The following is a 14,080-nucleotide window of genomic DNA, read 5'->3' as shown; positions in this document are numbered from 1 at the left end:
TGCAGCAGATGCCGGATTGATTGGCCGCTGCCGCAGCAGCTGCCGAAATCCCACTATAAAGGCAGATGCCTGCCATTGCCTGTTGATATCGGCTTTTTGGCGCAGTTTGCAAAGGCCGTGCGCTATGCTAATATGCGCACCGTTGTTTTCAGGTAGCCTCGAATCTTGCAGGGCACGGATAGCAAAACGCATATAAATCCGTTACAATGCCGCTTTTAGAGAACTACCTTTAAATTTTTCCCCGTTTATTTAAGGACAAGGACCCCGCAATGGAAAATATCGAACAACGTGTGAAGAAAATCGTTGCCGAACAACTGGGTAAGAGCGAAAGCGAAGTGAAAAACGAATCTTCCTTCAGCGAAGATTTGGGCGCCGACTCTCTGGACGTGGTTGAGCTGGTAATGGCTTTGGAAGAAGCTTTCGGCTGCGACATCCCCGATGAGGAAGCTGAAAAAATCACTACCGTTCAACAAGCCATTGACTTTGTTACTTCCCGCTCCAACTAATCGGCAGCAGGTTTAACAGCAGAATATCAGCCTCTGCCCCGGCGTATTTCCCGCCAAGGGCAGGGGTTTTGTTATTGCGGCCGCTTTCGGGCAGGCCGAAGGATAGATAAACAATCATGAGTCAGAGAAGAGTGGTGGTAACCGGGCTGGGGCAGATTTCCCCGGTGGGCAACAATGTGGCCGATGCCTGGCAAAACCTGTTGGCCGGCGTGAGCGGTATCGGCCGGATTACCCGTTTTGACGCGGGCGAACTGAGCGCCCAAATTGCCGGTGAAGTGAAAGATTTCCAAATCGGCGATTACATTAGCGCCAAAGAAGCGCGCCGCATGGACACCTTCATCCACTACGGTGTTGCCGCTGCCTTGCAGGCCGTGGCCGATGCCGGGCTGGACGATTATCCTGCCCTGGATAAAACCCGCGTGGGCGTGAACATCGGTTCCGGCATCGGCGGCCTGCCTTCCATTGAGGAAACCGGCATCGTGGTGCACGAAAACGGCCCGCGCCGCATCAATCCCTTCTTTATTCCCGGCTCGCTGATCAACCTGATTGCCGGCCACGTGACCATCCTTAAAGGCTATCAAGGCCCCAGCTACGGCATCGTGTCTGCCTGCACCACCGGTGCGCACTGCATCGGCGATGCCGCCCGCATGATTCAATACGGTGATGCCGACGTGATGGTGGCCGGCGGCGCGGAAAGCGCGGTATGCATGCTCGGCGTGGCCGGTTTTGCCGCCATGAAAGCGTTGTCTACCCGCAATGACGACCCCGCCACTGCCTCCCGCCCGTGGGACAAAGACCGCGACGGCTTCGTGATGGGCGAAGGTGCAGGCGTGCTGGTGTTGGAAGAATACGAACACGCCAAAAAACGCGGTGCGAAAATCTACGCCGAACTGGCCGGTTTCGGCATGAGCTCCGATGCGCACCACATTACTGCGCCCAATGCTGAAGGCCCCGCCTTGGCCGTGGCACGCGCCTTGAAAGACGCCGGCCTCAACCCGAGCGACATCGATTATGTGAACGCGCACGGCACATCTACCCCGCTGGGCGATGCCAACGAAACCACCGCGCTGAAACTTGCCTTCGGCGAGCACGCCAAAAAGCTGGTGGTCAACTCCACCAAATCAATGACCGGCCACCTGCTCGGCGGCGCCGGCGGCGTGGAAGCCGTGTATTCCGTGTTGGCGCTGCACCACCAAAAATCACCGCCCACCATCAACATCTTCGAGCAAGACGTTGAAGGCGGCTGCGATTTGGATTATTGCGCCAACGAAGCCCGCGACCTGCCCATCCGTGCCGCCATTTCCAACTCATTCGGCTTCGGCGGCACCAACGGCACGCTGGCGTTCAAACGCTTTGACGGCTAATTGAAAAGCAGGAATCAAATGTATAGGAAGGCTACCTGAAACCCGTTTGCCGTTTTCAGGTAGCCTTTATCGCAAGCAACCAACACAGGAGCACACCATGCAAATCTGCATCATCGGCGCCGGCGCTTGGGGCACGGCACTGGCCATCCACTTTGCCCAAAACAGCCAGCAAGTTTGCCTGTGGACACGCGATGCCGAACATGCCGCCGCCATGTGTGCCGAGCGCATCAACTCAGGCTACCTGAAAGATTTCCCTTTCCCCGACCAACTGGCCGTGGCCGACACGCCGCCGCCCAAGCCCGAGCTAGTCATCATCGCCACGCCCACCGCCGGCCTGCGCGGCAGCCTGCAAACCATACGGCAATGGGGCTGGGGCGATATTCCCGTGCTCACCGCCTGCAAAGGTTTCGAGCAGGGCAGCGGCCTGCTGCCGCACCAGGTGGCCCGCGAAGAGCTGCCGGGCAATACGCGCATCGGCATCCTGTCCGGCCCCAGCTTCGCCCAGGAATTGGCGCAACAGCTGCCCTGCGCCGTTACCCTCGCTTCCGACAACACAGCCTGGATTGAACCGCTCGCCGCCGCGCTCAGCTCCGCCGTGCTGCGCCTGTATGCCAACGACGATATGGTGGGCGTGGGCGTGGGCGGGGCGGTGAAAAACGTGATGGCCATCGCAGTGGGCATCGCCGACGGCCTGCAATACGGCCTCAACGCCCGCGCCGCCCTGATGACGCGCGGCCTGGCCGAAATCAACCGCCTGGCGCTGGCCTTGGGCGCAAAGCAAACCACCCTGATGGGTTTGGCCGGGATGGGCGACCTCATCCTCACCTGCACCGGCTCGCTCTCGCGCAACCGACAAGTTGGCCTCAAGCTGGCCGAGGGCAAACCGCTGCCCGTGATTTTGTCCGAACTCGGCCATGTGGCCGAAGGCGTGTACACCATCCGCGAAGCGGGCGCACAAGCGGCCAAACTCGGCATCGAAATGCCGATTACGCGTATCCTGAACGAGCTCCTAGACGGCCGTGTTGATGTGAATGATGTGGCCGAGCGGCTGATGCTGCGTGAAATCCGCAGCGAATAATCGCCGTTTAGCCTATCTTGTCATCGTAATGCGGGCGGATTTAAGGAAGGTATTTAATTATAAATTTTCCCGGCGCTTGTTCCGTATGGCGCAAGTTTCAGTATAATGCGGCCAGGCTGCCGCTTCTTGCGGCTAGAGATTTAGCAAGAGACAGATTCATGAATAATCAACTCGAACATTTGCAAAACTCCATCGAAACGCTGGTGAACCGTTATCAGACCGCTGTGCGTGAAAAGCAGGCGCTGAGCAAAAAAATCAGCGAGATGGATGCCGCATGGCAGAAACAGCGCCATGACCACCGCGCTACCGTGGACGGTTTGCAACTGGCCTACAGCGAAAGGATGTCGCGTATGGAGCGCGAGCTCAGCGGCCAGATTGAAGCCTTGCAGCAAGAAAATGCCGTTTACCGCAAACTGTTGGAACAAAGTGCCGCCGATATCCGCGCCTTGCTCCAACGCTTGCCCGTGCCCGCCGCCAAGGAGCAGGTCGTATGAGTATCGAACAAGTCAATGTGGACATATTGGGCCGCCAGTTCAATATCGGCACGCCCAACAGCGAGAAAGCAACCCTGCTGCAGGCGGTGCATATGCTGAACCAGAAGATCGGCGTCATCCAATCTTCCGGCCGGATTGTGGAAACCGATAAAATCGTGATTATGGCCGCGCTGAACCTCACCCACGACCTGCTTAAAATGAGCGCGAAAGACGGTTTGGCAATCGGCGAAATTGAGCGTAGAATAAGCACCATGATAGAAAGTTGCGATAAAGCACTTGATTTGGAAAAATAAACCGATTATTCTTCTTTATAACCCTGCGGTGTTTGTGAAGGCACACTATTCCTTTGAACCAATAATTTCGCTTCAGGCTGCAGATTGAGTGGTGGGCGTGCGCGTCCCTGGTGGACGTACCCGAAACTGCCGGAAGTGGCCAACCTTGATTCAAGGTTCAAGCGAATCGAGCCGAAGCGGCATTCGCGGGGTTACCCATACTAAAAGCCGGTATCTTAGATGCCGGCTTTTGCGTTGGCTGCAAGATTTTCAGGTAGCCTCTATTCCGTTTGAGGCTACCTGAAAACTTAATTCCGACCGAAGCACTCGGCCAATATGTTAAAATAGCCGCTTATTCCCACACCTAAACACACACCAATCACCATGGCACTCCTACAAATCGCCGAGCCCGGCCTCTCTGCCGCCCCGCACCAACACCGCCTAGCCGTCGGCATCGACTTGGGCACCACCAACAGCCTGGTTGCCACCGTGAAAAGCGGCCATGCCGTCTGCCTGCCCGATGAAGAAGGCCGCTTCCTGCTGCCTTCAGTGGTGCGCTACGGCGCCGACGGGCAAATCATCACCGGCCAGGCTGCCCTGCAAAGCCAAACCGCCGACCCGGCCAACACCGTCAGCTCCGCCAAACGCCTGATCGGCCGCAAATTGGAAGACATCGATACCAGCCATCTGCCCTACCGTTTCGGCCAATCCGACCAACTAATCGACCTGCAGACCCGCCAAGGCGCGAAAACGCCGATCGACGTATCCGCCGACATCCTGCGCGCACTCAAAGCCCGTGCCGAGCAGAGCCTTGGCGGCGAATTGGTGGGCGCGGTCATCACCGTGCCGGCCTATTTTGATGATGCCCAGCGCCAAGCCACCAAAGATGCCGCACGCCTGGCCGGGCTGAATGTGCTGCGTCTGCTCAACGAGCCCACCGCCGCCGCCATCGCCTACGGGCTGGATAATGCCGCCGAAGGCACATTCGTGGTGTACGACCTCGGCGGCGGCACGTTTGACGTATCCGTGTTGCAGCTTTCCAAAGGCCTGTTCGAAGTGAAGGCCACCGGCGGCAATTCCGCGCTCGGCGGCGACGATTTCGACCACCGCGTGCTGTGCCACCTGATTGAAGCCAACCGCCTTTCCATCACCAACGCCCAAGACAGCCGACTGCTTCTCAGCCTGGTGCGCCAAGCCAAAGAAGAGCTCAGCAGGCTACCTGAAAGCCGTATCCAAGCGGTGCTAAGCGACGGCACGCAAATCGACACCGCCCTGACCCGCACCCAATTCCACGCCCTCACCCAGCACCTCGTGGCGCAAACCCTTGTGCCGGTGAAACAGGCGTTGAAAGACGCCGGCATCAGCAAAGGCGATATCGGCGGCGTGATTATGGTGGGCGGCGCCACCCGCATGCTGCATGTGCAACAGGCCGTGGCCAACTTCTTCGGCCAAACCCCGCTCACCAACTTAGACCCCGACCAAGTGGTCGCACTCGGCGCCGCCATGCAGGCCGACGTGCTGGCCGGTAACAAGCGTGACAACGACTGGCTATTGCTCGACGTTACCCCCCTCTCGCTCGGCCTCGAAACCTACGGCGGGCTGGCTGAAAAAATCATCCCGCGCAACAGCACCCTGCCCACCGCCCGCGCCCAAGAATTCACCACCTTCAAAGACGGCCAAACCGCCATGACCATCCACGTGGTGCAGGGCGAGCGCGAACTGGTGGTCGACTGCCGCAGCCTCGCCAAATTCACCCTGCGCGGCATACCACCGATGGTGGCCGGTGCCGCCCGCATCCGCGTAACCTTCCAAATCGATGCCGACGGCCTGCTTTCCGTGTCCGCCCGCGAGCAAACCACCGGCGTGCAGGCGCAAATCGAAGTGAAACCCTCCTACGGCCTCGACGACGAAACCATCACCAAAATGTTGTCCGACAGCATCAGCCACGCCGGAGGCGATGCCGCCGCCCGTGCCCGTGCTGAAGCCGTGGTGGAAGCCGAAAGCCTGATTGATGCAGTGGAGGCCGCGCTGGAGCTGGATGGCGACCTGCTCGATGAGAGCAGCCTTGCCGCTATCCGCGCCCAAATCTCCACCCTGCAAAGCCTGCTCCCCGAAGCCGAAGCCAACCCCATCCGCAACGCCACCGCCACCCTTGCCGCCGACACCGACGATTTTGCTGCCAAACGCATGGATCGCAACATCCAGCGCGCCCTCACCGGCCAGCGGGTGGAAGATATGGCGTGAATAGGGCAGAGTCTGATAAAGGCTACCTGAAAACGAGGCTTCCGAAGGAAGGCGAGTTTCTGCGAAGCTAAAACGAGGTTTCTGAAGGGAAGCCGAGTCTCTACGGAGCGGACCGAGGTTTTCGAAGAGAAGGCGAGTTTTTACGAAACAGACTGAGGTTTCGACTCAGCCGAAATGTGGATGACGTGCCAAAGCACGGGTGGCTGATGCGCTCTATTTTTCTTGTGCAATGAGTGTCGTCAGGTGCGGATGTGGCGTTCCAATTCGTTCAATATCAGCGTTTCGCGGGTTTCTTGTTCGAGCAGAATGCCGTCGTCCGGCTGCTGCGCCATACGCGACAAATCCAGCTCGATTTCCTGCCCGGATTGGGTATAGATTGCCACGCCGACTTTCACGGGAATGAACATCGGGGCATTGTACGCCCGGTATTTGCCGGTATCTGCCAAATACCGGTTAATATTCAAACGATCTTGGTAGAAATAGGCAACGCGCCGGATTTCCGAATATTTCAGGCTGCCCGTGCAGGGGAAGATGTGAAAATGAATACCTGTGCCGTCCAGCCGCAAAAATTCAGGCTGCCCCGTGTGCCAGCGGTGGTATTGCCGCCATTTGCGGTAGGGCAGGTTGGGCGAGAAAAACAGCCAGGCAGACAGCGCGGCGCCGGAAAAAATATACATGGTGCCGTCCATCAGCCTGCCGAGCCATGCGGTAAGGATGCCGCCAATCAGGATAAAGGCGGCGATAAAGGCGAAAATCAATGTACCGACAAGCGGGTGGCGCATCGGTTGGAATACCCATTCTTGTGTTTCGGGTGTCATGTTTGTGTATCCGTTTGGCTGGGTTGGCGGATTGGACGGGCTTGTTTGCCAACGCCGTATCATTGCAATTCCGACTCACTTATTGCCTGCGGCACAATGTGGGTTAGAAGCGGCGCGGCCGTTTGGCTGTAGCCCGTTTTAGCTCTGCAGAAACTCGGCTTCCCTTCGGAAGCCTCGTTTTCAGGTAGCCTTCAGCGCGGCGGGCAGCTAAACCCACACAGCCCACCGGCATCAGACAGCCTTTGCTGCCTGATGCTTTTGTTTTTCAGGTAGCCTCAATGGCGGTTTCAGGCCAACCCTTGTTCTTCCAAAAACGCTTTCAGTAATTCGGCAAATTTGCGGTAGCCCTCGGCGTTGGCATGGATTTGGTCGGACTTCAAATCCTTATCGCCGAGAATTTCCGACCAAGCGCCGCTCAGCAGGGGGATTTGGTATTGCTCGGCTATTTCTTGGTAGAGCGGATGGTCGCTGAGTTTGCCGAACAGTGCGCCCACGGTGAAATGGGGGATGGCCACCAGTACGGCGGGGATGCTGGCGGTCTGCACGGTTTGGATGATTTTGCCGATGTTGGCGCGGGTGGTGCTTTCGGGCAGTTTGCGCAGGAAGTCGTTGCCGCCGATGCTGATGATAACGAGCTTGGGCTGTTGCCGCATCAGCTCGGGCAGGCGGGCGAGGGCGTCGGCTGTGGTGTCGCCGGATACGCCGCCATTGATGACTTTCCAGCCAGTGAGCCCGGCCAGCTGCACGGGATAGGCAGCGGCGGGAGCAGCACCGTAGCCATAGGTGAGGGAATCGCCCAAGGCGAGCACGGTGCTGCCTTTGAGGAGGGCTTGGGCGCGGTTGCGGCGTTTGCCGCAGGCGGCCAGGGCAAGGATGGCGCTGCCGATGAGGAATTGTCGTCTGTTCATGGATATGGGTTTCAGGTAGCCTTTGGGCAAACCTGCTGTGGGCGGAAATGGAAACAGCCTGAAAGCGTTGCGGCTTTCAGGCTGTTGTTTGGCGGATTAGGCGATTTCAGCGGCGTATTGCTCGGCGTTCATCAGGCCGTCCAAGTCGGCAGGGTTGGCCGGCTTGATGCGGAAGAACCAGCCTTCGCCGTAGGGATCGCTGTTGACGGTTTCGGGCGCATCGGGCAGGCCTTCGTTTACGGCCACGACTTCGCCGGCAATCGGGGCGTACACGTCGGAAGCGGCTTTCACCGATTCCACTACGCCGGCTTGGTCTTCGGCGGCGAGCGAGGCGCCCACTTCGGGCAGTTCAACGAATACAATGTCGCCCAAAAGCTCTTGTGCGTGGTGGGTTACGCCCACTGTTACGCTACCGTCGGCTTCGGCGCGCAGCCATTCGTGGCTGGAAACGTATTTGAGTTCGGCGGGAATGTTGTTGCTCATGGTTTTTCTCCGTAATTAGAAGGTGGGCTGACGTAAGGTCATTCACATTATACAGGTTTTGCCTGTATCGGGTTTGCGCTGACGCAAGGCTACCTGAAAACTGGGTAGCTTGCGCAGGGCAAATTCGTGGTGTGTGCTAAATGGCTTGCTGTTTTTTCGGCTTCGCAGACACTCAACTTCCTGCAGAAGCCTCGCTTTCAGGTAGCCTTATTTATCTTGCAGGGCACGGCGGATTTTCTGATCGGTTTTGTATTGGCTCAGGGCATACACCGACCAGATGGCGGCGGGAATCCAGCCGATGAGCGTGAGCTGCAACAGTAAGCAAATGATGCCGGAAATAGGCTTGCCGATGGTAAAAAATTGCAACCAGGGCAGAAGCAGGGCGAGGATAAGACGCATAGTGGGTTTCCTTTCTTGAGTGGTGTGGTAAAGCGGATATTTTCAGGTAGCCTGCATTATTGCTGGGGTAGATTTAACGCCCTTTATAATGCCTGCTGCCTTTCAGACGGCCAGCCGGCAGTATATTTTTCCACCAGCGCTTTAATCTGCGGATATTGCTTCATGTTCGAGCCGAGCGACCAGCGGGCGGCACCATAGGTTAGGATGTCGTCTCCTGCTTCGGGCTGGTGCTGTTTATCCTCGATTTTAGCGTTATCAGCCACATAATCAACAATGCCGTAAATGTATTCGGCTTTACCGGTAGCAAAAAAGCTGACCCACCGGGCATCTAGTGTGGCTGGCATGTACGGCATATTTAAAATATCGCCGACGGTAAAGTAGTCTTCGGCGTAGGCCTGTCGTTCTTCCGTGGTTAAATCCAGCTGGCTGAGGCATTTGCCGCTATCGGGTGTAGCGGCAATTTTAAACAGCGGTGCAAGCAGCTTGTTGGGATGACGGGTGCGCAGTTCCTGACACCAGGCCATGGTTTGCTCGGGATGCCGTGCCAAAATCTGTGCGCCCCAAACGGATAGGTTGAACAGCGCACTTTCTTTTTGTGCATATGGGCTGTTGAAAAATCGGTGCAGCACGGAACGCGCCCGCTTGAGTTCTGGATCGGGCTGTTGGTAGTACAAGGCTATTTCGCTCTCATCGCTTTTATCATTTGCTGCATCTGATGCGGCGCTAGCTATTTGCTCTACAGCAGCGGAGGTTTCAGAAGCGGCCGATGCGGAGACAGGTAGATTTTCTTGCTGCTGCGAGCAGGCGGTAAGTCCTAATGCGGCTATCAATAATGTAATGATCAAAGAGTGGCGCATGATGGTTTTCGGGAAAAGATGAAATGTTTTTTCAGGTAGCCCTTCCCTCAATGGATTGAGGCTACCTGAAAAACCTAACCGCACTTAATCAAACTGCTTCTGGCCGTTGCGCACGAATGGCAGTTTCAATACGCGCACATCCACTTCTTTGCCGCGAATCACCACTTTGGCGGTATCGCCTTCAAAGGCTTTGGGCACGCGGGCGATGGCGATGGACTGCTTGAGGCTGGGCGAGAACACGCCGCTGGTGGTGATGCCTTTGCCTTCGGGGGTGATCACTTCCATGTGCTCGCGCAGCACGCCGCCTTTGGCCAAGAGCAGGCCGACCTGCTTCACGCTCACGCCTTTTTCCTTCAAGGCCACCAGCGCGGCTTTGCCGACGAAATCGCGGGATTCGTCTTTCAAATCCACTGTCCAGGCCATGCCGGCTTCGAGCGGGCTCACGTCGTCGTCCATGTCGTTGCCGTAGAGGTTCATGCCGGCTTCCATGCGCAGGGTGTCGCGCGCGCCGAGGCCGCAGGGTTTCACGCCGGCCTGTTGTAATGCTTTGAAGAAGGCTCCGGCTTCGCTGCCGGGCAGAATCACTTCCACACCGTCTTCGCCGGTGTAGCCGGTGCGGGCGACGAACCAGTCGTTGCCCAAATCCGCGCCCTGGAAGGGCTTGAGGTTGTTTACGGTGTCGGCCCATTCGGGCTTCACGGTGAGCAGCTTGGCAATGGCTTTGGGGCCTTGCACGGCGAGCATGGCCAAATCGTAGCGCGGGGTGAGCTTGATGCCGAATTCGGCACCGATTTTTTGGAACTGGGCGGAGTCTTTTTCGCGGGTGGCGCCGTTGGATACGATGCGATAGCGGGTTTCGTCTTCGCTCACGCGGTACACGATAAGGTCGTCAATCACGCCGCCTTTGTCGTTGAGCATGGCGGAATAGAGGGCTTTGCCCACGAAGCCGAGCTTGGCCACGTCGTTGGCCAAAAGTTTGCGGAAGAAGGCTTTGGCTTTTTCGCCGGCCACGTCGGTAACCAGCATATGCGACACGTCGAACATGCCGGCGTCGGTGCGCACGGCTTCGTGTTCGGCAATCTGCGAACCGTAGTGGATGGGCAGCTCCCAGCCGGCGAAATCAACCAGCTTGGCGCCTGCGTCTTTGTGGGCTTGATGGAAGGGGGTGGTTTTGATGGCGGACATAAGGATCTCCTGTGGGGCGAAAATGGGGAAGCCTCCCTATCTGTCCCGGGTACCTGAGATTTTCGGCAGATGATGCCTTATATCCTTCGGTGGGCGCGCTGCGCCGCTCTCCAGATGAGGCCGTTTCAGAAGCCGCTTGGGCAATTGATAATAATGAAACGGGCTTGCAGTCCTTTTACCTGAGCGATTTAAGGGAATTTGCGCCTTCGGTGCCATTGTTGTATTAATGGGCTCTCCTGCAAACGCCTTGATTATCGCCTGAAAGCGAGTATTCGGGCAAGATTTCTTGGCATTTTCAATCACATTTCCATGATTAGAATAGCAATTCTAGCTACATTATGCTTACACTATAGCTAAACAGAAACACGAATGGTTTTGGAGTTTGGCTTGACACCCTTTTCGGGTTCAGGCCTGAAAGTGTCCGGCAAAGCTGGCGGACAGGCGGTATATTCCGCTGTTGGTAAGAAATATGGCGGATTATTTCAAGGTGTTTCCCATATAATACCGCCCGGAGAGACAAGTGTAGTTTAATGGTTGGCCACAAGCCTCCATAAGCGCCGTTTGGCTGCCAGCTCACCGGCGTGCAGCATATCTCTAACCCAGTAGTATGATTGGATACCGAATCATGACAACCACTGTTTCGCTTGACAAAATCGACCTGAAAATCCTTCAGGCCCTGCAACACAACGGACGATTGAGCAACGTTGAACTGTCCGAACGCGTTGCCCTTTCCCCATCCCCCTGCCTGCGGCGGCTCAAGCAGCTGGAATCCAGCGGCATTATCCGCGGCTATGCTGCCTTAGTGCATCCTTCCACCGTGGCTCTCGGCTTGCAGGTGTTTATCCGCGTATCAGTGGATAAGAGCAACCATCTGCGCGACGGCTTTGCCGATTCCGTACGCGATTGGCCGCAGGTGCTGCGCTGCTTCGCACTCACCGGCGAAACCGACTATATGCTGCACGCTTTTTTCGCCGATATGGAAAGCTTCTCCCAATTTATCCTCGATACCCTCTTGGCACATCCCGGCGTGGTGGACGCGCGCTCCAGCTTTGTATTGCAGGAAGTGAAAACTCCACCGTATTGCCGCTGGATCATTTGCAAACGGAATAGGGTTTTATTGCCAGATTATTGAATGATTAGGAAAAGTAAAATTTCAGGTAGCCTTTTGTATACGGGCACCTGATTTTTTTACGTCTGTATAGTGAATTAAATTTAAACCAGTACAGCGTTGGCTCGCCTTGCCGTACTATTTGTACTGTCTGCGGCTCGCCGCCTTGTCCTGATTTAAATTTAATCCACTATAAAGTTTCAGGTATCCTGCAACAGCCAGGCTACCTGAAACTTTTCGGGGCGGGCTTTATAGCCGTTCACCCAAGCTCTGTTACGGAGTTGACCCGCTTTGCAAATTGATGGGCTATGGCAATGCAGTTGCTTCCCTCTCCCCATATAGTGAATTAAATTTAAACCAGTACAGCGTTGGCTCGCCTTGCCGTACTATCTGTACTGTCTGCGGCTCGTCGCCTTGTCCTGATTTAAATTTAATTCACTATAAAAAGGCACACCGCAAAGGCGGTGTGCTTTAAGTTTTCAGGTAGCCCGGAAATGGGAGGGGGAAAGGCTACCTGAAAGGGCAGGCTTTATTGCAAACGGCTTAGACCACTTTGCGCCATTTCTGCTGCTGCTCGCGGTGGTAGTGCCGCAGCGCATGTTCTTTGCGACGTCCGCTTGAGAAGGCAGATACGCGTTTCAGGTAGCCGATGACGCGGGTACCGTAGTCGATGTCGTGGCTGCCGCAGGCGGAACAGGCGTGCAAGGTGCGTTTATCGATGTGACCGCATTCGTTGCAGATAGTGATGCGCACGTTCACGCAGAAGTAGTTGCAGCCGGTTTGCGCAGCGATGTCCAAGAGCGAGCGGTAGCCGGATTCGGGCAGGGCTTCGTCGAGGTTCAGGTGCAGCGCGGAGCCGCCGTCGAGCCAGTCCACCAGTTCTTTGCCGTGCAGCAGGAATTTGTCGAGCGCGTTGATTTCTTCGTCTTCAACGACGTAGAAATAGGAGTTGTAGCATTCGCGGCTGACTTGGTAGCCGTCGGCTTTGTCCCATTTGGCGTTTTTCACGCCGAGGTTTTCGGCGGGGACAAACTCGGTGTTGAACTTCACGCCGTAATGTTTGCTGGCAGCTTGGTTGGCTTCGAATATGGTTTTCAGACGGCCTTGAACGAAGTTGATGTAATCGTCGTTGTAGCCGACTTTGATGCCTTGCGATTCGGCGGCTTCCGCCATGCCGTTGATGCCGATGGTGAGGAACTGTTTGTCCAGCGTGATGAAGCCTGCATCGTAAACGGGCAGCATTCCGGCGGCTTGGTATTCTTCCATCAGTTTGCGGTAGGCATATTGGTATTTATGGATTTTGGCGACTTCGGCGGCAAGGTCGCGCCCGTCTTGCTCCAACCGGTTCATATTGATGGTGATGACGTTGATGGAACCGGTCGCTACACCGCCCGCACCGAGTGTATAGCTGAAGGTTCGGTCTTCAATGGCGTTGCGCAGACGGCAGCAGGAAGCCAAGGAGTCGGGGTTGTCGGAAAGATAGACGAAGAAGGAATTGCCTTCCGCCAACTCTTTCGCCATTTCGTCGGCAAACACGGTGTCTTTGCATTTTCCGCCGTCGGTCAGCATCGCAGCGGTAACGACGGGGAAAGTCAAAACGGCTTTGGTGCGTTCCTGATTGAACCATTTGAGGAAGAAGTTTTGCAGCTTCGCCACGCTCGCCCACACCGGTTTGCTGAAATCGGGGAAGACGAAATCGCCGAACATCGCATCGAAATAATATTGATCGTAAACGGAAATATTCCAAAATACGCTCTGATAGCCGCGCGCGGCGGCAGGCTGGTTGATGCTGTACACCACCTGCTGCATGTGGTTGGCGATTTCTTTGCCGTGGGTTTCCAAATAATCGTCGCCGTAGTCTTTGCGGGCGAAATAGTCGAAATAGGTCAGAAACTCCACCGTCGCCACCGCACCGGCAAACTGCGCGCTGATGGCAAACACAAGATTGATAAACGAACCGCAAAACGATGCCAGATGCTGCGGCGCTTTGGATTCGCCGCCGAGTTTGCTTAAGCCGTCGAGCAGGAAGGGATACAGCGTAACCGACACACAATAAGGCTTGAGGCTGGTTTCGTCGTGCACATAAATCTCGTGCGCTTCGATTTGGCGGATGTATTCGTCGGCCACTGATTGGTCGAAAATTTCGGCAATTTTGCGCGATACTTGGGCGCGGTTCATCTGCACGAAAAAGTCTTTCATGATTTCCGCTTCCATCGTGGCGATGTTTTTCTGGGTAACGTTGGCGTTGGCGTCCATTTTCGAGCCGTCCGCCGCGTTTTGCGCACTGATGTAGTCGTGCATGAATTGCAGTTTGCCGTTTAACTGTTCGGGATGCAGCCGAATCATGTTTACTCTCCTTATTGA

Annotated in this window: 13 protein-coding genes, 1 other RNA gene, 3 pseudogenes and 2 riboswitches; of the genes and pseudogenes, 8 read left to right on the top strand and 9 right to left on the bottom strand. The window is 56.2% G+C overall.

Going from position 1 to position 14,080, the window contains the following annotated elements; genetic code table 11:
* Window positions 1-269: 269 nt before the first annotated feature.
* From acpP to hscA, 7 genes are all read left to right on the top strand, one after another.
* Window positions 270-506, top strand: coding sequence for an acyl carrier protein (acpP, locus tag A7Q00_RS07685; RefSeq protein WP_003824915.1), 237 nt, complete (start codon window positions 270-272; stop codon window positions 504-506).
* Window positions 507-622: 116 nt separating this feature from the next.
* Window positions 623-1,870, top strand: a complete 1,248-nt coding sequence (fabF, locus tag A7Q00_RS07680; RefSeq protein ID WP_064089993.1) for a beta-ketoacyl-ACP synthase II — start codon at window positions 623-625, stop codon at window positions 1,868-1,870.
* 97 nt (window positions 1,871-1,967) lie between these two features.
* Window positions 1,968-2,948 carry an NAD(P)H-dependent glycerol-3-phosphate dehydrogenase gene (locus tag A7Q00_RS07675; protein ID WP_064089992.1) on the top strand — a complete coding sequence of 327 codons (981 nt, stop codon included), beginning with the start codon at window positions 1,968-1,970 and terminating at the stop codon, window positions 2,946-2,948.
* Window positions 2,949-3,106: 158 nt separating this feature from the next.
* On the top strand, window positions 3,107-3,442 hold the full coding sequence (locus A7Q00_RS07670; protein ID WP_064089991.1) for a hypothetical protein: 336 nt from the start codon (window positions 3,107-3,109) through the stop codon (window positions 3,440-3,442).
* Entirely contained in the window at window positions 3,439-3,735 is a 297-nt protein-coding gene (locus A7Q00_RS07665; RefSeq protein WP_064084499.1) for a cell division protein ZapA, read from the top strand. The genes A7Q00_RS07670 and A7Q00_RS07665 overlap by 4 nt, the downstream gene beginning before the upstream one ends.
* A gap of 17 nt (window positions 3,736-3,752) precedes the next feature.
* Window positions 3,753-3,931: non-coding RNA, 6S RNA (gene ssrS, locus A7Q00_RS07660), on the top strand.
* 167 nt (window positions 3,932-4,098) lie between these two features.
* Window positions 4,099-5,958, top strand: coding sequence for a Fe-S protein assembly chaperone HscA (hscA, locus tag A7Q00_RS07655; protein ID WP_064089990.1), 1,860 nt, complete (start codon window positions 4,099-4,101; stop codon window positions 5,956-5,958).
* A 239-nt stretch (window positions 5,959-6,197) separates the two neighbouring features.
* Here the strand turns inward: hscA and A7Q00_RS07650 are convergent, their stop codons facing one another.
* The 6 genes from A7Q00_RS07650 to gcvT all read right to left on the bottom strand — a co-directional run bounded on the left by A7Q00_RS07650 (window position 6,198) and on the right by gcvT (window position 10,608).
* A complete protein-coding gene (locus A7Q00_RS07650) occupies window positions 6,198-6,776 on the bottom strand; it encodes a hypothetical protein (protein WP_064089989.1) in 579 nt (192 codons plus the stop codon).
* 287 nt (window positions 6,777-7,063) lie between these two features.
* Window positions 7,064-7,684 (bottom strand): GDSL-type esterase/lipase family protein, encoded by a 621-nt coding sequence (locus tag A7Q00_RS07645; protein ID WP_064089988.1) that lies wholly within the window; start codon window positions 7,682-7,684, stop codon window positions 7,064-7,066.
* Window positions 7,685-7,780: 96 nt separating this feature from the next.
* Entirely contained in the window at window positions 7,781-8,167 is a 387-nt protein-coding gene (gene gcvH / locus A7Q00_RS07640) for a glycine cleavage system protein GcvH (protein WP_064089987.1), read from the bottom strand.
* A 207-nt stretch (window positions 8,168-8,374) separates the two neighbouring features.
* Window positions 8,375-8,566, bottom strand: a complete 192-nt coding sequence (locus A7Q00_RS07635) for a YqaE/Pmp3 family membrane protein (RefSeq protein ID WP_064089986.1) — start codon at window positions 8,564-8,566, stop codon at window positions 8,375-8,377.
* 83 nt (window positions 8,567-8,649) lie between these two features.
* Window positions 8,650-9,423: a hypothetical protein gene (locus A7Q00_RS07630; RefSeq protein ID WP_156503776.1), complete on the bottom strand. Its 774-nt coding sequence runs from the start codon at window positions 9,421-9,423 to the stop codon at window positions 8,650-8,652.
* Between the two features lie 84 nt (window positions 9,424-9,507).
* Window positions 9,508-10,608, bottom strand: a complete 1,101-nt coding sequence (gene gcvT / locus A7Q00_RS07625; protein WP_064089984.1) for a glycine cleavage system aminomethyltransferase GcvT — start codon at window positions 10,606-10,608, stop codon at window positions 9,508-9,510.
* A gap of 30 nt (window positions 10,609-10,638) precedes the next feature.
* Window positions 10,639-10,732, bottom strand: a riboswitch (glycine riboswitch).
* A 33-nt stretch (window positions 10,733-10,765) separates the two neighbouring features.
* A riboswitch (glycine riboswitch) is annotated at window positions 10,766-10,857 on the bottom strand.
* Between the two features lie 376 nt (window positions 10,858-11,233).
* Between gcvT and A7Q00_RS07620 the strand changes: the two are divergent.
* Window positions 11,234-11,718: pseudogene (locus A7Q00_RS07620) on the top strand (Lrp/AsnC family transcriptional regulator).
* 86 nt (window positions 11,719-11,804) lie between these two features.
* Here A7Q00_RS07620 and A7Q00_RS13545 read toward each other — a convergent pair.
* The 3 genes and pseudogenes from A7Q00_RS13545 to nrdD all read right to left on the bottom strand — a co-directional run.
* A pseudogene (locus tag A7Q00_RS13545) lies at window positions 11,805-11,911 on the bottom strand (IS5/IS1182 family transposase); the annotation flags it as partial.
* 141 nt (window positions 11,912-12,052) lie between these two features.
* Window positions 12,053-12,159, bottom strand: a pseudogene (locus tag A7Q00_RS13540) (IS5/IS1182 family transposase); the annotation flags it as partial.
* 100 nt (window positions 12,160-12,259) lie between these two features.
* Entirely contained in the window at window positions 12,260-14,062 is a 1,803-nt protein-coding gene (nrdD, locus tag A7Q00_RS07615) for an anaerobic ribonucleoside-triphosphate reductase (RefSeq protein WP_064089983.1), read from the bottom strand.
* Window positions 14,063-14,080: the final 18 nt, after the last annotated feature.

Source organism: Eikenella halliae, from assembly GCF_001648475.1.
GTDB classification, from domain to species: Bacteria; Pseudomonadota; Gammaproteobacteria; order Burkholderiales; family Neisseriaceae; genus Eikenella; species Eikenella halliae.
Note: the sequence above shows the minus strand (reverse complement) of the source record. Positions and strands in the feature narration are given on the sequence as shown.

Bases quoted from the DNA above. Each gene is read 5' to 3' on its own strand.
- A7Q00_RS07645 (WP_064089988.1), bottom strand. From the start codon at position 7,684: ATGAACAGACGACAATTCCTCATCGGCAGCGCCATCCTTGCCCTGGCC.
- A7Q00_RS07650 (WP_064089989.1), bottom strand. From the start codon at position 6,776: ATGACACCCGAAACACAAGAATGGGTATTCCAACCGATGCGCCACCCG.
- fabF (WP_064089993.1), top strand. From the start codon at position 623: ATGAGTCAGAGAAGAGTGGTGGTAACCGGGCTGGGGCAGATTTCCCCG.
- acpP (WP_003824915.1), top strand. From the start codon at position 270: ATGGAAAATATCGAACAACGTGTGAAGAAAATCGTTGCCGAACAACTG.
- gcvT (WP_064089984.1), bottom strand. From the start codon at position 10,608: ATGTCCGCCATCAAAACCACCCCCTTCCATCAAGCCCACAAAGACGCA.
- nrdD (WP_064089983.1), bottom strand. From the start codon at position 14,062: ATGATTCGGCTGCATCCCGAACAGTTAAACGGCAAACTGCAATTCATG.
- A7Q00_RS07635 (WP_064089986.1), bottom strand. From the start codon at position 8,566: ATGCGTCTTATCCTCGCCCTGCTTCTGCCCTGGTTGCAATTTTTTACC.
- A7Q00_RS07665 (WP_064084499.1), top strand. From the start codon at position 3,439: ATGAGTATCGAACAAGTCAATGTGGACATATTGGGCCGCCAGTTCAAT.
- A7Q00_RS07630 (WP_156503776.1), bottom strand. From the start codon at position 9,423: ATGCGCCACTCTTTGATCATTACATTATTGATAGCCGCATTAGGACTT.
- A7Q00_RS07675 (WP_064089992.1), top strand. From the start codon at position 1,968: ATGCAAATCTGCATCATCGGCGCCGGCGCTTGGGGCACGGCACTGGCC.
- gcvH (WP_064089987.1), bottom strand. From the start codon at position 8,167: ATGAGCAACAACATTCCCGCCGAACTCAAATACGTTTCCAGCCACGAA.
- hscA (WP_064089990.1), top strand. From the start codon at position 4,099: ATGGCACTCCTACAAATCGCCGAGCCCGGCCTCTCTGCCGCCCCGCAC.
- A7Q00_RS07670 (WP_064089991.1), top strand. From the start codon at position 3,107: ATGAATAATCAACTCGAACATTTGCAAAACTCCATCGAAACGCTGGTG.